General features: G+C 59.4%; 17 protein-coding genes and 2 tRNA genes. 15 read left to right on the top strand and 4 right to left on the bottom strand.

The genetic code is table 11. The features are described from left to right. Window positions 1-4: 4 nt before the first annotated feature. The 6 genes from GVL50_RS21595 to pdeM all read left to right on the top strand — a co-directional run bounded on the left by GVL50_RS21595 (window position 5) and on the right by pdeM (window position 6,691). A complete protein-coding gene (locus GVL50_RS21595; protein ID WP_008083898.1) occupies window positions 5-733 on the top strand; it encodes an ABC transporter permease in 729 nt (242 codons plus the stop codon). Then, the gene (locus tag GVL50_RS21590; protein ID WP_158832068.1) at window positions 730-1,440 is read left to right on the top strand and encodes an ABC transporter permease; all 711 of its coding nucleotides are present in this window, start codon (window positions 730-732) and stop codon (window positions 1,438-1,440) included. Before GVL50_RS21595 ends, GVL50_RS21590 begins: the two co-directional genes overlap by 4 nt. Window positions 1,441-1,468: 28 nt before the next feature. After that, window positions 1,469-2,587 carry a succinylglutamate desuccinylase/aspartoacylase family protein gene (locus tag GVL50_RS21585; protein WP_159815006.1) on the top strand — a complete coding sequence of 373 codons (1,119 nt, stop codon included), beginning with the start codon at window positions 1,469-1,471 and terminating at the stop codon, window positions 2,585-2,587. Between the two features lie 13 nt (window positions 2,588-2,600). After that, window positions 2,601-3,365, top strand: coding sequence for an ABC transporter ATP-binding protein (locus tag GVL50_RS21580; RefSeq protein ID WP_159815005.1), 765 nt, complete (start codon window positions 2,601-2,603; stop codon window positions 3,363-3,365). Between the two features lie 183 nt (window positions 3,366-3,548). Then, window positions 3,549-6,038 (top strand): ligase-associated DNA damage response DEXH box helicase, encoded by a 2,490-nt coding sequence (locus GVL50_RS21575; RefSeq protein ID WP_159815004.1) that lies wholly within the window; start codon window positions 3,549-3,551, stop codon window positions 6,036-6,038. Next, window positions 6,035-6,691: a ligase-associated DNA damage response endonuclease PdeM gene (gene pdeM / locus GVL50_RS21570; protein ID WP_159815003.1), complete on the top strand. Its 657-nt coding sequence runs from the start codon at window positions 6,035-6,037 to the stop codon at window positions 6,689-6,691. Before GVL50_RS21575 ends, pdeM begins: the two co-directional genes overlap by 4 nt. Window positions 6,692-6,809: 118 nt before the next feature. Here the strand turns inward: pdeM and GVL50_RS21565 are convergent, their stop codons facing one another. Both GVL50_RS21565 and dcd read right to left on the bottom strand, forming a co-directional pair. Then, on the bottom strand, window positions 6,810-7,019 hold the full coding sequence (locus GVL50_RS21565) for a hypothetical protein (protein WP_053117770.1): 210 nt from the start codon (window positions 7,017-7,019) through the stop codon (window positions 6,810-6,812). Between the two features lie 107 nt (window positions 7,020-7,126). Next, window positions 7,127-7,693, bottom strand: a complete 567-nt coding sequence (gene dcd, locus GVL50_RS21560) for a dCTP deaminase (protein WP_053117768.1) — start codon at window positions 7,691-7,693, stop codon at window positions 7,127-7,129. A gap of 354 nt (window positions 7,694-8,047) precedes the next feature. On the opposite strand from dcd, the gene GVL50_RS21555 reads away from it, so the two are divergent. Beyond that, window positions 8,048-8,257: a cold-shock protein gene (locus GVL50_RS21555; RefSeq protein ID WP_002554837.1), complete on the top strand. Its 210-nt coding sequence runs from the start codon at window positions 8,048-8,050 to the stop codon at window positions 8,255-8,257. A gap of 154 nt (window positions 8,258-8,411) precedes the next feature. On the opposite strand, the gene GVL50_RS21550 is transcribed toward GVL50_RS21555, so the two are convergent. Continuing rightward, window positions 8,412-9,419: a DUF481 domain-containing protein gene (locus tag GVL50_RS21550; protein ID WP_159815002.1), complete on the bottom strand. Its 1,008-nt coding sequence runs from the start codon at window positions 9,417-9,419 to the stop codon at window positions 8,412-8,414. Window positions 9,420-9,583: 164 nt separating this feature from the next. Between GVL50_RS21550 and GVL50_RS21545 the strand changes: the two genes are divergently transcribed. From GVL50_RS21545 to GVL50_RS21530, 4 genes are all read left to right on the top strand, one after another. Continuing rightward, window positions 9,584-9,937: an MGMT family protein gene (locus tag GVL50_RS21545; RefSeq protein WP_159815001.1), complete on the top strand. Its 354-nt coding sequence runs from the start codon at window positions 9,584-9,586 to the stop codon at window positions 9,935-9,937. 43 nt (window positions 9,938-9,980) lie between these two features. After that, window positions 9,981-11,540, top strand: coding sequence for an AmpG family muropeptide MFS transporter (locus GVL50_RS21540; RefSeq protein WP_053117762.1), 1,560 nt, complete (start codon window positions 9,981-9,983; stop codon window positions 11,538-11,540). A 129-nt stretch (window positions 11,541-11,669) separates the two neighbouring features. Continuing rightward, window positions 11,670-13,385 carry a proline--tRNA ligase gene (locus GVL50_RS21535; RefSeq protein ID WP_159815000.1) on the top strand — a complete coding sequence of 572 codons (1,716 nt, stop codon included), beginning with the start codon at window positions 11,670-11,672 and terminating at the stop codon, window positions 13,383-13,385. A 17-nt stretch (window positions 13,386-13,402) separates the two neighbouring features. Next, window positions 13,403-14,356: a hypothetical protein gene (locus GVL50_RS21530; RefSeq protein WP_008083883.1), complete on the top strand. Its 954-nt coding sequence runs from the start codon at window positions 13,403-13,405 to the stop codon at window positions 14,354-14,356. Between the two features lie 88 nt (window positions 14,357-14,444). On the opposite strand, the gene dinB is transcribed toward GVL50_RS21530, so the two are convergent. Continuing rightward, the gene (gene dinB, locus GVL50_RS21525) at window positions 14,445-15,506 is read right to left on the bottom strand and encodes a DNA polymerase IV (protein ID WP_159814999.1); all 1,062 of its coding nucleotides are present in this window, start codon (window positions 15,504-15,506) and stop codon (window positions 14,445-14,447) included. 280 nt (window positions 15,507-15,786) lie between these two features. Here dinB and GVL50_RS21520 point away from each other — a divergent pair. From GVL50_RS21520 to GVL50_RS21505, 4 genes are all read left to right on the top strand, one after another. After that, window positions 15,787-15,863, top strand: a tRNA-Met gene (locus GVL50_RS21520). Between the two features lie 221 nt (window positions 15,864-16,084). After that, window positions 16,085-16,161: transfer RNA gene (locus GVL50_RS21515), tRNA-Met, on the top strand. Window positions 16,162-16,439: 278 nt separating this feature from the next. Next, window positions 16,440-19,079, top strand: coding sequence for a bifunctional lysylphosphatidylglycerol flippase/synthetase MprF (gene mprF, locus GVL50_RS21510; protein ID WP_053117756.1), 2,640 nt, complete (start codon window positions 16,440-16,442; stop codon window positions 19,077-19,079). Then, window positions 19,079-20,374: a virulence factor family protein gene (locus tag GVL50_RS21505; RefSeq protein WP_159814998.1), complete on the top strand. Its 1,296-nt coding sequence runs from the start codon at window positions 19,079-19,081 to the stop codon at window positions 20,372-20,374. Before mprF ends, GVL50_RS21505 begins: the two co-directional genes overlap by 1 nt. Window positions 20,375-20,651: the final 277 nt, after the last annotated feature.

Below are 20,651 nucleotides of genomic sequence, written 5' to 3'. Positions count from 1 at the left end.
ATTTATGTTCGAAACCCTCCTGCAAAATCTGGGGCTCTCCGCCTTCAGCCTCAAGGGCTTTGGTCCTTTGCTGCTGGAAGGCACCTGGATGACCATCAAATTATCGGCGTTGTCGCTGCTGGTGGCCGTGTTGCTCGGCCTGCTCGGCGCCAGTGCCAAACTGTCGAAAATCAAATTGGTGCGCCTGCCCGCCCAGCTCTACACCACGCTGATTCGCGGCGTGCCAGACCTGGTGCTGATGCTGCTGATTTTCTACAGCCTGCAAACCTGGCTGACGTCCCTGACTGACTACATGGAATGGGAATACATCGAGATCAACCCGTTCAGCGCCGGGGTGCTGACTCTGGGCTTCATTTATGGCGCGTATTTCACCGAGACTTTCCGAGGCGCGATTCTCGCGGTGCCGCGCGGTCAGGTTGAAGCTGCGACCGCCTATGGCCTCAAACGCGGTCAGCGCTTTCGCTACGTGGTGTTTCCGCAAATGATGCGCTTCGCCCTGCCGGGCATCGGCAACAACTGGATGGTCATGCTCAAGGCCACGGCGCTGGTGTCGATCATCGGCCTCGCCGATCTGGTCAAAGCCGCGCAGGACGCCGGTAAAAGCACCTATCAACTGTTCTACTTTCTGGTACTCGCCGCGTTGATTTATCTGCTGATCACCAGCGCTTCAAACTTCATCCTGCGCTGGCTCGAACGCCGTTACGCCGCCGGTTCCCGGGAGGCCGTACGATGATCGAACTTCTGCAGGAATACTGGCGCGCCTTCCTTTATACCGACGGCCAGAACATCACTGGGCTGGCGATGACGATGTGGCTGCTCACGGCCTCAATCGTTATCGGTTTCCTTGTGTCGATTCCGTTGTCGATCGCGCGGGTGTCGCCGCACTTCTACATTCGCTGGCCGGTGCAGTTCTACACCTATCTGTTCCGGGGCACGCCGCTGTATATCCAGTTGCTGATTTGCTACACCGGGATCTACAGCCTCGCCGCCGTGCGTGCGCAGCCGATTCTCGACAGCTTCTTTCGCGACGCGATGAACTGCACGATCCTCGCCTTCGCCCTGAACACTTGCGCTTACACCACGGAGATTTTCGCCGGGGCGATCCGCAGCATGAACCACGGCGAAGTCGAAGCGGCCAAGGCCTATGGTCTGACAGGCTGGAAGCTGTATGCCTACGTGATCATGCCGTCGGCCTTACGCCGTTCGTTGCCTTACTACAGCAACGAAGTGATCCTTATGCTGCACTCGACCACGGTGGCTTTCACCGCGACCATCCCCGACATCCTGAAAGTCGCGCGGGACGCCAACTCGGCGACATTTTTGACCTTTCAGTCGTTCGGCATCGCCGCGCTGATCTACCTGACCATTACCTTTGCGCTGGTCGGCCTGTTCCGCCTTGCCGAACGCCGATGGCTGGCCTTCCTCGGCCCGACTCACTAGGACCGGCCCCAGAAAAAAAGAGATGCCAATGCGCCACCTGATCCATGACTTGCTGGCCCCGCTGCCGGGGACTGCGCGACAGATTCACAGCTTCCACTTCGGCCCGGAGCAGGCCAAGGGCAAGGTTTACATTCAGTCTTCGCTGCACGCCGACGAACTGCCGGGCATGCTCGTCGCCTGGCACCTCAAGCAGCGACTGGCGGAGCTGGAAGCCGCCGGCCGCCTGCGCAGCCAGATCGTGCTGGTGCCAGTGGCCAACCCGGTCGGCCTCGAACAAGTGCTGATGGACGTGCCGCTGGGCCGTTACGAACTGGAGAGCGGGCAGAATTTCAACCGCTGGTTCGTCGACCTCAGTGAAGAGATCGGCAACGCCATCGAGGGCAAGCTCAGCGACGATCCGCAGCACAACCTCGAACTGATCCGCAGCCATCTGCGCGACGCCCTCGCCCGCCAGACCGCCACCACGCAACTGCAATCGCAGCGCCTGACCCTGCAACGGCTGGCCTGCGATGCGGACATGGTGCTGGACTTGCACTGCGATTTCGAATCGGTGGTGCACCTCTACACCACGCCCGAAGCGTGGCCGCAGGTCGAGCCGCTGGCGCGCTACATCGAATCCCAGGCGAGCCTGTTGGCCACCGATTCCGGCGGCCAGTCGTTCGACGAATGCTTCACCCTGCTGTGGTGGCAACTGAAGGAACGCTTCGGCGAACACTTCGAGATTCCACTCGGCAGTTTCTCGGTGACCGTCGAGTTGCGCGGCCAGGGTGACGTCAATCACCCGATGGCCAGCCGCGACTGCCAGGCGTTGATCGACTACTTGATTCAGTCCGATGCGATCGTTGGTGAAACCAAACCGCAACCGCCGCTGCCGTATCCCGCTACGCCACTGGCGGGTGTCGAACCGGTGACCACGCCGGCCGGTGGCTTGCTGGTGTACACGGCGGTTGCCGGCCAATACCTGGAAGCGGGGCAGCAGATCGCCGAAATCATCGACCCGATCCACGACCGCATCACTCCAATTCATAGCTCGACTGCCGGGCTGATGTACGCCCGCTCGCTGCGCCGCATGGCCACCGCGGGCATGGTCATCGCCCACGTGGCGGGCGCCGAAGCCTATCGCAGCGGCTACCTACTTTCGCCTTGAGGATGTCTGTCCCATGTACAAACTGACCGTTGAAGGCCTGCACAAAAGCTATGGCGACCATCAGGTGCTCAAAGGCGTTTCGCTCAAGGCCAGAACCGGCGACGTGATCAGCCTGATCGGCGCCAGCGGCTCGGGCAAAAGCACCTTTTTGCGCTGCATCAACTTTCTCGAACAACCCAACGACGGCGCCATGAGCCTCGATGGCCAGACCATCCGCATGGTCACCGACCGCCACGGCATGCACGTCGCCGACGCCGATGAACTGCAACGTTTGCGCACGCGACTGGCGATGGTGTTCCAGCATTTCAACCTGTGGAGCCACATGACCGTGCTGGAAAACATCACCATGGCCCCGCGCCGGGTGTTGGGTTGCAGCAAGCAGGAAGCCGATGATCGCGCGCGGCGTTATCTGGACAAGGTTGGCTTGCCGGCGCGGGTGGCGGATCAGTACCCGGCGTTTTTATCTGGCGGTCAGCAACAGCGCGTGGCGATTGCCCGGGCACTGGCGATGGAGCCTGAGGTGATGCTGTTTGATGAACCGACGTCGGCGCTTGACCCCGAGTTGGTGGGCGAAGTATTGAAGGTGATTCAAGGTCTGGCCGAAGAAGGCCGCACCATGATCATGGTCACGCACGAGATGAGCTTCGCCCGCAAAGTTTCCAGCCAGGTGCTGTTCCTGCACCAAGGCCTGGTCGAAGAAGAAGGCGCCCCCGAAGACGTGCTCGGCAACCCGAAAAGTGAACGCCTGAAACAATTCCTAAGCGGCAACCTCAAGTAACCCCGGTTCCCCTGTAGGAGCTGCCGAAGGCTGCGATCTTTTGATCTTGTTTTTCACAATCAAAAGATCGTCCGATCGCGGCCCGAGCCTTCGGCAGCTCCTACAGGGGTTCGCGTTGTTTTTAAACCTTTCGCTTGTCAGCGTGGTCTCTGGAAGAACCCCTCCAGAGCGCGCGCAGCCGGCATGGCGAAATCTCTCGACCTCGCAAAAATCTGGTTCAGCGCCCGCAACTGGAAGCCCTTCGCCTTTCAGAAACAGGTGTGGGCGGCCGTCAAAAACGGCGAATCCGGTCTGCTGCACGCCAGCACCGGCGCCGGTAAAACCTATGCCGTATGGTTCGCCGCCCTCAATCGATTCGCCAAAACCGTTCCCGTCGATGCGCCGCCACGCAAACGCAAACAACCTGCCGAACCACTGACCGTGTTGTGGATCACCCCGATGCGGGCACTTGCCGCCGACACCGCGCGCGCCCTGCAAACACCCGTCGATGACCTGCAAATCCCGTGGAGCATCGGCCTGCGCACCGGTGACACCAGCAGCAGCGAACGTGCGCGGCAGGGTCGACGTTTGCCAACCACGCTGATCACCACGCCGGAAAGCCTGACCCTGCTACTGGCCCGTGCCGACGCACAGACCGCGCTCGCTTCGCTAAAGATGATTGTCGTCGATGAATGGCACGAATTACTTGGCAACAAACGCGGCGTGCAGCTGCAACTGGCGCTCGCTCGTTTGCGCCGGTGGCAGCCTGATCTGATCGTCTGGGGGGTGTCCGCCACGCTCGGTAATCAATCCCACGCCGAACACGTACTGATCCCACAGGGCGGCGGCGTGAGTATTCAGGGACAAAGCGAAAAAACGCTGAAGGTCGACACCCTGATCCCACCGTCCATTGAGCGTTTTCCGTGGGCCGGGCACATTGGTCTGAAGATGCTCCCGCAAGTCGTCGCCGAGCTTGATGCCTGCGCCAGTACGCTGGTGTTCACCAACACCCGGGCGCAATCGGAAATCTGGTATCAGGCATTGCTGGAAGCACGGCCGGACTGGGCCGGACTGATTGCGTTGCATCACAGTTCACTGTCTCGCGACACCCGTGACTGGGTCGAAAAAGCCTTGAAGAATGGTTTGTTGAAAGCGGTGGTCTGCACGTCGAGTCTGGATCTCGGTGTGGATTTTTTACCGGTCGAACGCGTACTGCAAATCGGCTCGGCCAAAGGCGTTGCGCGTTTGATGCAGCGTGCCGGACGCTCCGGTCACGCACCGGGACGCACCTCGCGGGTGACGCTGGTGCCGACCCACAGTCTTGAACTGATCGAAGCCGCTGCCGCGCGCGACGCCGTCGAACAACGGCGCATCGAACCGCGCCTGTCGCCACATCAATCGCTGGACGTGCTGGTACAGCATCTGGTCAGCATGGCGCTCGGTGGCGGATTTTTACCGGATGAGCTGTACGAAGAAGTCCGCACGGCGTGGGCTTATCGTGATCTGACGCCTGCGGATTGGGCGTGGGCGCTGGCTTTCGTACGCCATGGCGGGATGTCTCTGACAGCTTATCCGGATTATCGCCGGGTTGAACCGGATGAGCACGGCGTGTGGCGCGTGCCCGATGCGCGACTGGCGCGGCGGCATCGCATGAGCGTCGGCACCATTGTCAGCGATGCGAGCATCAACCTGAAATTCTGGAGCAAGGGCGGCGGTGGCAAGCAGCTCGGCAGCGTCGAGGAAGGCTTTATCGCCCGATTGAAACCCGGTGATGGTTTTCTGTTCGCCGGGCGTTTGCTGGAATTGGTGCGGGTGGAAAACATGACGGCGTACGTCAAACGCAGCACCGTGAAAAAAGCGGCAGTGCCACGCTGGAATGGCGGGCGGATGCCGCTCTCCAATGAACTCGCGCAAGCGGTGGTTGCGCGGTTTAGTGCAGCCGCCGAAGGTGAGTTCGTCGGCCCGGAAATGCAGGCGCTGCGCCCGCTGCTTGAGACTCAGGCACGTTGGTCAGGCTTGCCGACGGTTAATAATCTGCTGGCGGAGGTACTGAAATCCCGCGAAGGCTGGCACCTTTTCCTCTACCCGTTCGCCGGGCGCCAGGTGCATCTGGGGCTGGCGAGCCTGTTGGCGTGGCGCGTCAGCCAGCGCCAACCGGTGACCTTTTCCATCGCGGTGAATGATTACGGGCTGGAGCTGCTCAGTGCCACGCCGGTGGATTGGTCGCAGCACATCAATGCCGAGCTGCTCGACCCTGCGGATCTTTTGGCTGATGTGCTCGCCAGTCTCAATGCCGGTGAATTGGCCTTGCGCCGTTTTCGCGAAATCGCCCGAATCGCCGGGCTGGTATTCGCCGGCTATCCCGGCGCGCCGAAAAGTACCCGGCAGGTGCAGGCTTCGAGCGGATTGTTTTTTCAAGTGTTCAAACAATATGACGCCGACAACCTGTTGCTCGCCCAGGCCGGGGAAGAAGTCCTACGCGAAGAACTGGATATTCGTCGGTTGGAACAGACACTGGAGCGGATCAACGGGATGAAACTCGATGTGCATCAAATCAAACGTCCTACGCCGCTCGGGTTCCCGCTGCTGGTGGAACGCATGCGCGAAAGCATGAGCTCGGAAAAACTCGCCGACCGGATCAGGCGCATGGTCGGTGATCTGGAGAAGTCTGCCGACAACGGTAAATCGTCATGAACGCGGCGTATCCCGTGCGTTTGGCCGGCGAGGAGTTGTGGTTACTTCCGGAAAAGGCGCTCTACTGGCCAGCGCAAGAGGCGTTGTTGATCGCCGATGTGCATTTTGGCAAAGCCGCGGCCTATCGCAGCCTCGGACAACCGGTGCCCCAGGGAACGACGGCGAGCAACATTGCGGTGATCGACCGATTGTTGGCGGTGCTGCCGTGTCGGCAACTGATCTTTCTGGGGGATTTCCTGCACGGGCCGGGCTCGCATGCGGTGGGTACGCTGAATGCGCTGGCGCAATGGCGTGAGCGTCATGCGGATCTGCCGATGACGTTGATTCGCGGCAATCACGATAAACGCGCAGGGGATCCGCCTGCGTCGCTAAACATTCGCGTGGTGCCAGAGCCGCTGCTTTTAGGGCCGTTTGCGCTTCAACACGAGCCTGATCCGCATCCGGAACGGCATGTATTGGCCGGCCACGTCCACCCTGTTTACCGATTGTTTGGCAAAGGGCGGCAAAGTTTACGACTAGCCTGTTTCAGACTGGGCGAGCGAATCAGCCTGCTACCGGCATTCGGAGCGTTTACGGGCGGTTATCCGGTCGAAAAAGATGACCAATGCCGAATCTTCGTCACCGGCGACAACGAAATCTGGCCCATCAACTAATCACACCCGCCCTTGTAGGAGCAAAGCTTGCTCGCGAAAGCGTTCGTCCAATCAAAATCGATGAATCAGACAAATCGCTTCGCGAGCAAGCTCTGCTCCTACAAAAGCAGGTAATTAATCAGGCAACTGGCGCCGGTGGTGGCTCGTCCGGAAGTGTTGGCTCGCCCGGCTCGGTCGGTTGCTCATTGGGGGTATCTGGATCAGGCTGACCAGGAATTCCGCCGGCCATGTTGATAGGCGGGTGTGCCAACAAGGACCAGGCCAATACGCCAATCTGATTGGGCTCAAGCCTTGCCAGTTCGGCAGTGATATGCGGATCGATCTTCATAAAGCACTCCTCGGCGAAGGCCCGCATTTGCTGAAACAAAAACGGGCAGTACACCCCATAGAGTGTCTGCCCGCCAAAGAATTCCCGGCATCCGCCGGATGGACGACTCAGGTACGTGGCAGCGTTACGCCACGTTGGCCCTGGTACTTGCCGCCGCGATCCTTGTAGGAAACTTCACATTCTTCATCGGATTCGAGGAAGAGCATCTGTGCCACACCTTCGTTGGCGTAGATTTTCGCCGGCAGGTTGGTGGTGTTGGAGAATTCCAGCGTCACGTGACCTTCCCACTCAGGCTCGAGCGGCGTCACGTTAACGATGATGCCGCAGCGTGCGTAGGTGCTTTTACCCAGGCAGATGGTCAATACGTTGCGCGGAATGCGGAAGTATTCAACGGTGCTGGCCAGGGCGAAGGAGTTCGGCGGAATAATGCAGACATCACTGTGGACGTCGACGAAGCTGCCCGGATCGAAGTTTTTCGGATCGACGATCGACGAGTTGATGTTGGTGAACACCTTGAAATGATTGGTGCAGCGCACATCGTAGCCGTAGCTCGAGACACCGTAGGAGATGACCCGGCTCTCGTCGCTGCCGCGCACCTGGCGCTCGACGAAAGGTTCGATCATGCCGTGTTCCTGCGCCATGCGGCGAATCCACTTGTCCGATTTGATGCTCATGGCGGGGTGTCCTGAATAGCGAGGTGGAAAAATTCTGTCCGGCATCTTACCGGGCGCGCCGCCCTCTTCAAAGTGCGCGCTGCAATTCTCGCCGAACACCCCGTATTTACGCGCGCTGGCGACGAACTGTCACACCGCTGATCCCTAAATCTTAGAAACCTTCGCAAGAAGCATTGGCACGTTCCGGAAAAAGGGTTAAGGTGGCGCCACTGTGCTGCTTGTGTCACTGAGAATCTCTACACGATATGTTGAATTTCGATCCAACCATCTACAAGAATTTTTCCTGCTCTTTGCACTCAGTCTCGGCCAGGGTTCTTCCTGTGTCGCAGTTATCTTTGTTCAAGGAGTTACACCATGTCTAATCGCCAAACCGGTACCGTTAAGTGGTTCAACGATGAAAAAGGCTTCGGCTTCATCACTCCACAATCCGGTGACGACCTGTTCGTTCACTTCAAAGCTATCCAATCCGACGGCTTCAAAAGCCTGAAAGAAGGCCAACAGGTTTCTTTCATCGCTACCCGCGGTCAGAAAGGCATGCAAGCTGAGGAAGTACAAGTTATCTAACTTGTAGCTTCTTTAGAAAAGAGCCCCGCCCTTAAAAGCGGGGCTTTTTTGTGGGCGTCTGTTTTTCAGGCGCAAAAAAAAAGATCGCAGCCTTCAGCAGCCCCACACAATCCGTGCAGGAGCTGCCGAAGGCTGCGATCTTTTGCTTTAAACGTTACCAGGCAACGCCAAACCCAGCGGTATAGCGGGTCTTGCTCAAATCCGCATCATCGGTACCACTGATAATGTCGCGCTCAGCTTTCAAATTCAGAGACGCCCATTCAGTAACCTTGTAGCGCAGGCCCATCTCGGCATCCAGCGCGTAATCCGCGACACCCGACAACGGCTTGCCAAACTCGCCATTGGTGAAGAACTCGACCTTCTTGCCGATCAGGTAACGGTTGTAATCCCACTTCATCGCGACCGAATAGAAATTGTCCTTGCCGCCATCGCTGTATTCGTAATCGGTACGGTTGAGCAGCGAACCGAGCGAGAACGCGCCCAACTCGTCATCCCAGAACTGGTAACCCGGACCGGTACCGACCACGCGCTGACGCGACAGGTCTTCAACATGGTCGCGCTTGTAATTCAGGCGCCCCTGCCAGAACCACTTATCGGTCAGGAAGCGGTCGAGGGAGTATTCAGCGCGCCAGTTGTTGGTGGTGACTTCGTCGTCCTGCACTTCGCGGTTGTACTCGCCCTCGGCGGTGTGACGCCAGCGACCGTGACGCGCGGAGGTTTTGAAATCGATGTCGTAATCGTCGGTGTCTTTTTCCGCGCGCTGATAATCCATTGCCAGGTCGACATTGCCCTTCCAGACCAGATCCTCGACCACCGGTTTCGGCTTGAGAATCTGCTGAATGCTCGCCAGCTCGACAGTTTTTGGCGCCTCGCCGTTGGCCAGGGTGACCTTGCCGTCTTCCGCCGCCGTCAGCGACTTGGAGACTTCGCCGGTGTAGGCATCCTGTTTGACCAACAGGTGCTGATCGCTCTCAAGGGTCTTGACCTCTTTCCAGTCGATCGTGACTGCTCCGGCGTACTTGGTCTGAATCAACAGTTTGCCGCCGTCGAACAGGGAAATGGTGCCGCTCAACTTGTCACCGTTCTTCAACCAGACGGTGTCGGCAAGCAGGGGCGTGGACGCACTGAAAACAGCAAGGCACAGCAAGGTTCTGGACAACATAAGCGAATCGAGGGCTCAAGTTTGCGAAAAAAGGTGGGCATTATCCGTAGGAATAAGACCCTGACAAGGACTGACCGGACTATTTCTATTGAGTTCATTTCTCAACTGCACGACGAGGGATTACGCTTAGAGCCTCGATACGATCAAGTTCAGGAACTCCGTACGTGAAAGACCCGAACCTCGAAGGGGACAGCGAAGCGCAAATCCGACGCACGGCGCTCTACTCGACACTCGCCCAAGTGCCCGAAGGCAAAGTCGTCAGCTATGGTCAGTTAGCCGAACTGGCCGGGTTGGGGCGCGCCGCCCGCTGGGTCGGCCGCGTATTGAGTCAGTTGCCTGGTGATACCAAACTGCCCTGGCACCGTGTATTGGGCGCCGGCGGTCGTATCAGTTTGCCGGTGGGCAGCCCGTCGGGCGATGAACAACGGGCGCGTTTGCGCGTGGAAGGCATCACCGTCCAGAATAATCGTGTGGATATTCAGCGCCATGGCTGGCGTCCGGTAGAGCACAGCGGTTAGAGTGCGCGCTTTGTTTTCGCAATCTTGAGGCAGACTTCAGCCCATGCCCCGTAAAACCTGGCGCGCCGCGCTAGCTGCTTATGCCAGTCCTTCGACGCTCGTGCTGTTGTTGCTCGGTTTCGCCGCCGGCCTGCCGTACATGCTGGTGTTTTCAACGCTTTCCGTCTGGCTACGTGAAGCGGGCGTAGCCCGTGAAACGATTGGCTACGCAAGCCTCATCGGCCTGGCCTATGCGTTCAAATGGGTCTGGTCACCGCTGCTCGACCAATGGCGCCTGCCGTTGCTCGGCAAGCTTGGCCGACGCCGCTCCTGGCTGGTGCTCTCACAAGTTTTGGTGATCCTTGGCCTGATCGGCATGGGTTTCTGTGATCCGCAGAAGCACCTGTCCTGGTTGATCGCGATTGCCGTGGTCGTCGCCTTCGCTTCCGCTACCCAAGACATTGCGGTCGACGCCTATCGACTGGAAATCGCCGACGACAATCGTCAGGCTGCACTCGCCGCCAGCTACATGTCCGGCTACCGCGTCGCCGCCCTGCTCGCCACCGCCGGCGCATTGTTTTTTGCCGAAGGCTTCGGCTCTACCGGTTTCAACTACAAGCACTCGGCGTGGACCGGCACTTATGTGTTGTTCGGCGCGTTGATGATCCCTGCCCTGCTCACTACGCTGTTCATGCGCGAACCGCCGGTGCCGCTGCGCACGCAATTGCAGGCCGGGCGCTATACGTTCATGCATCAATTGATGTCGGTGTTCGTGCTGATCGTCTTGCTCGTGTCCGTGCCGGCGATGTTCACCCAGCTGTACAACACCGATTTCGCCAGCGTGCTGTTCGGCAGCATGAGTCCGCTCGATCTGCTGCTCGAAGACCGCGCCTTCCTGCGCGCCATCCTCTATACGCTGCTGACCGGTCTGTGCCTGTCGACCATGGGTCGCCGTGGCCTGGCGCCGGTGCTGACGCCGGTCAACGACTTCATCCTGCGTTATCGCTGGCAGGCACTGCTGTTGCTCGGTTTGATCGCGACCTACCGGATGTCGGACACGGTGATGGGCGTAATGGCCAACGTGTTCTACATCGATCAGGGCTTCACCAAGGATCAGATCGCCAGCGTCAGCAAGATTTTCGGCCTGATCATGACACTCGTCGGCGCCGGCATGGGCGGCCTGTTGATCGTGCGTTTCGGCATTCTGCCGATTCTGCTGATCGGCGGCGCCGCCTCGGCAGGCACCAACCTGCTATTCCTGATGCTCGCCGATATGGGCCCGAACCTGAAGATGCTGGTGGTGACCATCTCCCTCGACAACTTCAGTTCGGGTCTGGCGACGTCGGCGTTTGTCGCCTACCTGTCGAGCCTGACCAACCTGAAGTTCTCCGCGACGCAATACGCCCTGCTCAGCTCGATCATGCTCCTGCTGCCGCGCCTGATCGGCGGCTATTCCGGGGTGATGGTGGAGAAGTTCGGTTACCACAACTTCTTCCTGATCACCGCGTTGCTCGGTGTGCCGACGCTGGTGCTGATCGCCCTGCACTGGTTCCAGGAAAGTCGCCGCGAAGGCCCGACACCTACGCCCGAGCCCGTCCCGACGCCCGTCGCGGAAGAGTCGTAAGACATTTCGTCAATGGCGGGAGGAATCCCGCCATTGAACCTCTCCACCGGCCACACGCCTGTACGTCAGCAAAAGTCGCCGGTACACTGCTCCGTCATTTCCAGTCATAGCAACCGACAACGGCCAACCATGCGCACCAGTCAATTTTTGCTCGCCACACAGAAAGAAACGCCTTCCGACGCGGTCGTGATCAGCCACCAGCTGATGCTGCGCGCCGGCATGATCCGCAAACTCGCCTCGGGCCTGTACACCTGGCTGCCGATGGGCTTGCGAGTAATGCGCAAGGTTGAAGCCATCGTTCGTGAAGAAATGAACGCTGCCGGCTCTCTGGAAGTGTTGATGCCGAGCACCCAACCGGCCGAGCTGTGGCAGGAATCGGGGCGCTGGGAAGAATACGGCCCTGAGCTGCTGCGCATCAAAGACCGCCACGGTCGTGATTTCTGCGCGGGCCCGACCCACGAAGAAGTGATCACCGATCTGATGCGCAACGAGTTGAGCAGCTACAAACAGCTGCCAATCAACCTGTACCAGATCCAGACCAAATTCCGTGACGAGATCCGTCCACGCTTCGGTTTGATGCGTGGCCGCGAATTCATCATGAAGGACTCCTACTCCTTCCACGCGGATCAGGCATCGCTGCAGATCACCTACGACCGCATGCATGAAGCCTACTGCAACATCTTCACGCGTCTGGGTCTGAAATTCCGTCCGGTGGAAGCCGACAACGGTTCGATCGGCGGTGCAGGTTCGCACGAGTTCCACGTACTGGCCGAATCCGGCGAAGACGACATCGTTTTCAGCAACGGTTCCGACTACGCAGCGAACATCGAAAAAGCCGAAGCCGTGCCACGCGAAACCTCGCGCGCCGCTGCGACTGAAGAGCTGCGTCTGGTCGATACGCCTGACACCAAAACCATCGCGGCGCTGGTGGAAAAATTCAATCTGCCGATTGAAAAGACCATCAAGACCCTGATCGTGCGCGCCGAAGAAGAAGGCAAGCTGATCGCGCTGGTGATCCGTGGCGACCACGAACTCAACGAAATCAAGGCTGCCCAGCAACCTGGCGTGGCCAGCCCGCTGGTCATGGCCACCGACGCCGAACTGCGTGACGCCATTGGCGCCGGCGCCGGTTCGCTCGGCCCGCTGAACCTGCCGCTGCCAATCATCATCGACCGTTCGGTCGAACTGATGAGCGACTTCGGCATCGGCGCGAATATCGACGACAAGCACTACTTCGGCGTGAACTGGGAGCGTGATCTGCCGGTTCCGACCGTGGCTGACCTGCGTAACGTGGTCGCCGGCGATCCAAGCCCGGACGGCAAAGGCACGCTGGAAATCAAACGCGGCATCGAAGTCGGGCACATCTTCCAGCTGGGCAACAAGTACAGCAAGGCGATGAAGTGCGAAGTGCTGGGCGAGAACGGCAAGCCAGTCACCCTCGAAATGGGTTGCTACGGCATCGGCGTTTCCCGCGTGGTGGCGGCGGCCATCGAGCAGAACAACGACGCCAACGGCATCATCTGGAGCGACACTTTGGCGCCGTTCCAGATCGCACTGGTACCGCTGCGTTATGAAACCGAGCAGGTGCGCGAAGCCACCGACAAGCTGTACGCCGAACTGACAGCGGCCGGCTTCGAAGTGCTGCTGGATGATCGCGACAAAAAAACTAGCCCGGGCATCAAGTTCGCGGACATGGAGCTGATCGGCATTCCTCACCGGATCGTGGTCAGTGACCGCGGCCTCGCCGAAGGTAACCTGGAATACAAGAGTCGTACCGAAGGCGAAGCGCAAGCACTGCCGGTCGCCGACGTACTGTCCTTCCTTCAGGCCCGTATCCGCCGCTGAAACCAGATAGAGACGTCATGTTCAAGCGAAACACCTTAGGCCTCGGTGGCACCGCCCTGTGCGGTGCCCTGCTGGTCAGCGGCTGTGCCAATCACATGTCACAGCGCAGCGAGCACGAAGAGCGGGTCGAGCGTAAATTGCTCGACCACAGCCTGCAGATTGATGTCGGTGAGCCTAAGGAGCTTGAGCTGCCGCAGCGACGCGTGAAGATCAACGAACAGAAGACCTTTGAAGTCACCGAGTTCGAAGTGACACGTCGTTACGATCGCTACACGCCTTACCAGCCTTGGCGCGAGGTCTACGAGATTCCGCTGGGCGTGGTGGCGGTGGTCGGTGGTGTCGGCGCCAACGTGGTCAACGTGTTTGCCCTCGGCAATCTGCCGGACAGCGTGACCAAGGATTGGCTGAGTTACGGTTTTGCCGGGCTCAACCCGTTCATGAACGTGCAGTCCAACGGCCGTGCGCAGCAGAACCTGGCCGGTATCGATGAAGTCCAGCGCGACAAGCGCACGGAGTATTCGAGCCTGCCGTGGAGCGAGCGGCCGGTGCAGGTCAAGGCTGGCAAACAGACCTTCGACATGACCACCGACCGCAACGGCGTGCTGCGTGTGAACCTGCTCGACAGCCCATTCGCTGAGCATGACCTCAATTACGTCGGCAAACTGCAGATCAGCGTCGAGGACGCCAAGGATGACGTGCATTCCGACTCGTCCCTGGCGATCAGCAGCCACTTGCGTGGCAAGTTGCTCGAAGCGCACGGCTTGATTTACGACGACCTGGAAGACGACGAAGTGAGCCAGTGGGTACACCGGGTCAAACGTCTGTCGGAACTGGGTCTGGAAGAAGAAGCCAGCGAACTGGAACAAAGCCTGATCGAACTGACGCGCAACGATCCTGAGTTGCAGACTGAATTTCTCAAGTCTTTGACCAAGGATGCCGGGCGTCTGGTGGCGGATCCGGGGCCGAATTAAGGCCTCATACAAGATCGCAGCCTTCGGCAGCTCCTACATGGAACGCGTTCTCCTGTAGGAGCTGCCGAAGGCTGCGATCTTTTGACTTTTACCGTTCAAACAACTCCATCTGCTCAAACCCACCGCGCAAATCCTCCAGCCTCACCCCAACCCCCAACAACCGCACCGGTTTCCCGCCGCGATTGAACGCCTGCGTCAGCATCAGCTGATAACTGCCCAAGTCCCGCCCTGCCCCGGCCTGTTCCAGCGTGGTCTGGGTAAAGTCATGAAACTTCACTTTGACGAACGGCTTGCCCGGTCGATAACTGCTGTCGATGCGTGCCATGCGGGTTTTCAGGGTTTCCAGCAGCTCCGGCAATTTATCCAGGCAACTGCGCAGATCCGGCAGATCAACGTCGTAGGTATTTTCCACGCTGATTGACTGACGCCGACTGTCGTTGTGCACCAGACGATCATCAATCCCACGCGCCAGGCTCCACATTCGCTCGCCGAAACTGCCGAATTCGCGCACCAGCGCCAACTTGCCCCACTCGCGCAATTGCGAGCAGTCGACGATGCCGAGCCTGCCCAGCTTGTCGGCGGTGACCTTGCCGACGCCGTGCAGCTTGCTCACCGGCAAACCGCTGACGAAGTCCTCGACCTGATCCGGGGTGATCACGAACAAACCATTGGGTTTTTTCCAGTCGCTGGCGATCTTCGCCAGAAACTTGTTCGGCGCCACGCCCGCCGACACGGTGATATGCAACTGATTGGAGACGCGTCGACGGATGTCTTGAGCAATACGCGTGGCGCTGCCGCCGAAATGCGCACTGTCCGAGACATCCAGATATGCCTCATCCAGCGACAGCGGTTCGATCAGGTCGGTGTAATCGCTGAAAATCACATGAATTTCTTTCGAGGCTTCGCGATAGGCGTCCATGCGCGGCTTGACGATGGTCAGATCCGGGCACAGCTTCAAGGCATGCCCCGACGACATCGCCGAGCGTACGCCATAGGCCCGCGCCTCGTAGTTGCAGGTGGCGATGACACCGCGCCGATCCGCAGAACCGCCTACCGCCAAAGGCTTGCCGGCGAGGTTCGGGTCATCACGCATCTCGATGGCGGCGTAGAAACAGTCACAGTCGACGTGGATGATTTTTCGCTGAGTCATGACAGAAAAGGAAACATGGCGAGCCGGATCGGCAGTATCTCACTGACACCTGTATATAGCACCAGTGGTAAGAATGTTCTTTTCGACACGTAGGAAAAGGCCGATGAATTTATTTTCTCAATCGAAAGAAGCCATTCGATAGAGCTGAAACCCTTGTGCCACCTGCCCTGCACGCCTTTTCAGGCACTGCAAAAAGCGCTAACCGATTGAACCTCAACAGATTTTATCCAGATTGCGGGTTGACACCCCGGCGATCCTCTGTAGAATGCCGACACACAGACGCGGGATGGAGCAGTCTGGTAGCTCGTCGGGCTCATAACCCGAAGGTCGTCGGTTCAAATCCGGCTCCCGCAACCAAACATCAAAAAAGGCTACTCGAAAGAGTGGCCTTTTTTGTGCGCGTCTGTTTTGCAGATTTCTTCTACTTATAAGGAAGCGATCGCCAAACAGGAATTCGTTGCATTTCCGAAACTTAGGCGCGACCTGCGACCGTTTGACGCGATTGCACACTTATTTGACCCTTTACGGGAATAGCGGTTGACACCCCGTCGTTCCTCTGTAGAATGCCGCCACACAGACGCGGGATGGAGCAGTCTGGTAGCTCGTCGGGCTCATAACCCGAAGGTCGTCGGTTCAAATCCGGCTCCCGCAACCAAACATCAAAAAAGGCTACTCGAAAGAGTGGCCTTTTTTGTATCTGTTGAAAAAGTCCTTTCGCAACAATGATCTGTCACCGTGCAGTGAACGCTTGGGATCTTCAGACTCGCCGACTTGCGACTATGCTTGTGTCGCAGGCACGACGTCTGCAATCCAGGAACTGCCCTCGCCGATACCCGGTGAGAGGCGTAGTATTTTGTGATTATTTTTTTCTACAGGGATTGGTAACTTGGCTGGATACCTCCATCCTGTCGCGCACAATCCAAGAGGTGATTGATGCGCGCCAACTCGTCTGATCCACAAGACACCGTCACAGCGGAACATCCGATCAAGCCCGAGCGTTTGCGCTTGCTGGATCGTTTGAGCAAATACCGTCAGCCAATTGGTCTGGCCGTTACGTTGCTGCTGTTCGCCATTGCGCTGATTGCCTGTCGCCATCTATTGGCCGAGCTTGATCTCGACGCTCTGCACGACTCGATTCTCGAGGTACCGAAACCCGCCCTGCTCGGCGCTTTCGGTGCGACGGTGGTCGGCTTCATTATTCTGCTCGGCTATGAATGGTCGGCCAGCCGCTATGCCGGCGTGACCTTGCCGCCGCGTACTCTGGCGATGGGCGGGTTCACCGCGTTTGCGATTGGCAACGCCATTGGCCTGTCGCTGCTGTCCGGCGGCTCGGTTCGCTATCGTTTATATGCACGGCATGGTCTGGGGGCGGCGGAAGTCGCGCACATGACCCTGTTCGCCAGCCTGTCGCTGGGTTGCGCCCTGCCGCCACTGGCTGCACTTGCGACGCTGAGCGACCTGCCGGCTGCCTCTGCGGCACTCGGTCTGTCCGAAGGTCTGCTCGGCACAGTTGCCGCTGTCGTCCTGTTGCTTGGCGCGGTATTGGCTATCGGCATCTATCGTCGGCGTCTGCCGGAACAACCACTGCGTGACAACCTGCTGGTTCGGGTCGGTCGCCGCACCTTGCGCCTGCCGGGTCGCCGTCTGACCTTTCTGCAACTGATCATCACCGCACTCGACGTCGCCGCCGCCGCGACCGTGCTGTATCTGCTGCTGCCCGAAGCGCCACCGTTTGGCGCGTTCCTGCTGGTGTATCTGCTCGCCCTTGCCGCTGGCGTGCTCAGCCATGTGCCTGGCGGCGTTGGCGTGTTCGAAGCGATTCTGCTGGCAGCGTTTGCCGACAAACTCGGCGCCGCACCACTGGCCGCAGCCCTGCTGCTGTATCGCCTGATCTACGTAGTGCTGCCGTTGCTGGTGGCCTGCGTGGTGCTACTGATCAACGAAGGTCAGCGCCTGTTTCAATCGCAAACAATGCGCGCTGCCTCGGGTCTGGCCGCGCCGATCCTTGCGGTGCTGGTGTTCTTATCGGGTGTGGTGCTGCTGTTTTCTGGCGCCACTCCTGAAATCGACACGCGTCTTGAGCACATTGGTTTTCTGATTCCACATCGCCTGGTCGACGCTTCGCACTTCGGCGCCAGCCTGATTGGCGTGTTGTGCCTGATGCTCGCCCAGGGTCTGCGCCGTCGCCTGTCGGCTGCATGGATGCTGACCACCATTCTGTTGCTGGTCGGCGCCCTGCTCTCGCTGCTTAAAGGCTTCGACTGGGAAGAAGCCACACTGATGACCCTCACCGCCGCGTTGCTGGGGGTTTTCCGTCGCTCGTTCTACCGCCCGAGCCGCCTGACCGAATTGCCGTTTTCGCCGCTGTATCTGGTCGCCAGCCTGTGCGTTCTCGGTGCATCGACGTGGCTGCTGCTGTTCGCCTATCAGGACGTTCCTTACAGCCATCAGCTGTGGTGGCAGTTCACCCTTGACGCTGATGCACCGCGTGGTTTGCGTTCGCTGCTTGGCGCTGCGGTGTTGTTGCTGGTGATCGCTCTGACCTGGCTGCTGCGCACTGCGCGCCCGGTGATTCACTTGCCGACGCCGGATGAACTGGAGCGCGCCTCGAAGATTTTGATGGCCTCTTCGCAACCCGACGGCGGCCTCGCGCTGACCGGTGACAAGGCGCTGCTGTTCCACCCCAACGACGAGGCGTTTCTGATGTACGCCCGCCGTGGCCGCAGTCTGGTGGCGCTGTACGACCCGATCGGCCCAGGCCAGCAACGCGCAGAAATGATTTGGCAGTTCCGCGACCTCTGCGACATCTACCATGCGCGCCCGGTGTTCTATCAGGTTCGCGCGGAGAACCTGCCGTACTACATGGACATCGGCCTGACCGCGATCAAGCTCGGCGAAGAAGCCCGCGTCGATCTGCATCGCTTTGACCTGGAAGCCAAGGGCAAAGAGATGAAGGATCTGCGTTACACCTGGAACCGAGGCACCCGCGACGGTCTGTCGCTGGAGATCCACGAGCCGGGCCAGGCGCCAATGGATGAGCTGAAAGTGATTTCCGATGCCTGGCTGACCGGTAAGAACGTGCGCGAGAAAGGTTTCTCCCTCGGCCGTTTCAGCGACGAATACCTGAAGCATTTCCGCATCGCGGTGATTCGCTTCGAAGGTCGCCCAGTGGCGTTCGCCAACTTGCTTGAGACGTTCAGCCATGATCTGGCCAGTCTCGACCTGATGCGCGCGCACCCGGACGCGCCGAAGTTGACCATGGAATTCATGATGGTCGGCCTGATTCAACATTATAAGAGTCACGGATACGCGCGTTTCAGCCTGGGCATGGTGCCGTTGTCGGGGTTGCAACCCCGCCGTGGTGCACCGCTGACCCAGCGTCTGGGCTCGATGGTATTCCGCCGTGGTGAGCAGCTGTACAACTTCCAAGGCTTGCGCCGCTTCAAAGACAAGTTCCAGCCTGACTGGGAACCCCGTTATATGGCCGTGCCCGCCGGACTCGATCCGTTGGTGGCGCTGGCCGACACTGCTGCCCTGATCGCGGGCGGCTTGACTGGATTGGTGAAACGCTGATGATTCAACGCTCCCTGAAGTACATCCTGGCCGCACTGATCGTGCTGGCCGTGATTGCCGGCGGCGGTTACTGGTACCTCAAACGCCCGGCACCGGAACCGACGCTCGAACCCATTACGGCAGCCGACGGCACCGTGTTGACCCGCATCATCCCCGGCACCAAGCCCAAGGCGCAGGTGCTGGTGGCGGTCAATAGCGAGCAGAAGCTGACCGACAATCAACTGACCACCCTGAGCCGCACTGCCTCGGCGCAGATCGTTCAGGTGATTCTGCCCAAGGACTGCCTGCAACAAAGCCGCGCCCTGCAAACCGGTCTGCGCGAGCTGAACGGCCCGGCCACTCTGGTCAGCGGCATCGGCCCGGGCGCCGTGCTGGCCTGGCGCTGGCTGGCGGAACAGAAAGACGACAAGGCCCAGGCCATTTCCGTCGACCTGGCACTGGAAAAAGGTGGCTGCACGCACCTGCTGCCGAAATCCGCTGCCCACGGCCACTGGCTGGCAGCGTGGAACGACAACCCGGACGACGCCAGCGCAGGTTTCGTGCGCGATCAACCGAACGCCGAAACCAGCATCAGCGACTACGACATCAACCTGCCGCAAGTGCTGAACAACGAACTGCGCAAAATCCTCGTTGGCGGCGACAAGGCTAACGGCGGCCTGGCGATTCCGGTGGTTGAAGTGCCGGCCGGTCAGGCCAAAGACACTGTCACCCTGTTCCTCTCCGGTGACGGCGGCTGGCGCGACCTCGACCGCGATGTGGCCGGTGAAATGGCCAAGATCGGCTACCCGGTGGTCGGCATCGACACCCTGCGCTACTACTGGCAGCACAAGAGCCCGGAGCAAAGCGCACTGGATCTGAGTGAATTAATGCAGCACTACCGGCAAAAATGGGGCACCAAGCGCTTCATCCTCACCGGTTATTCGTTCGGTGCAGACGTTCTGCCGGCAATCTACAACCGCCTGCCGGACACCGAGCAGCAACGCGTAGACGCCATCATCCTGCTCGCCTTCGCCCGCACCGGCAGCTTCGAAATCGAAGTCGAGGGCTGGCTGGGCAACGCCGGCAAAGAAGCCGCCACTGGCCCGGAAATGGCCAAGTTGCCACCGGCCAAGGTGATCTGCATCTATGGCGAAGAAGAGGCGGATGAAAGTGGTTGCACCGACAAGACCGCAGTCGGTGAAGCAGTGAAACTGCCCGGCGGCCACCACTTCGACGAGAACTACCCGGCGCTGGCGAAGCGCTTGGTGGACTTGATCGAGAAGCGTCAGGCGGCGAGCCAGGTCGCGGAAGAGTGATCTGAAGCGTCCTTAAAAAAGCCCCCGCCATCTCACGATGGCGGGGGCTTTTTACATTCAGAGGATCATCCCAATCCCCTGTAGGAGTGAGCATGCTCGCGATAGCGGAGTGTCAGCCACCTATTTGCCAACTGACACACCGCTATCGCGAGCAGGCTCACTCCTACAGGAGGATTGTGTTGATCACGGGATACAGGAAATACCCAGAATCATTGTGGGAGCGGGCTTGCTCGCGAAGGCGTTGTGTCAGACGACATCTCCGGTAGCTGATCCACCG

It is taken from the genome of Pseudomonas sp. 18058, from assembly GCF_902706155.1.
In the GTDB taxonomy this organism is placed as follows: domain Bacteria; phylum Pseudomonadota; class Gammaproteobacteria; order Pseudomonadales; family Pseudomonadaceae; genus Aquipseudomonas; species Aquipseudomonas rustica.
Note: the sequence above shows the minus strand (reverse complement) of the source record. Positions and strands in the feature narration are given on the sequence as shown.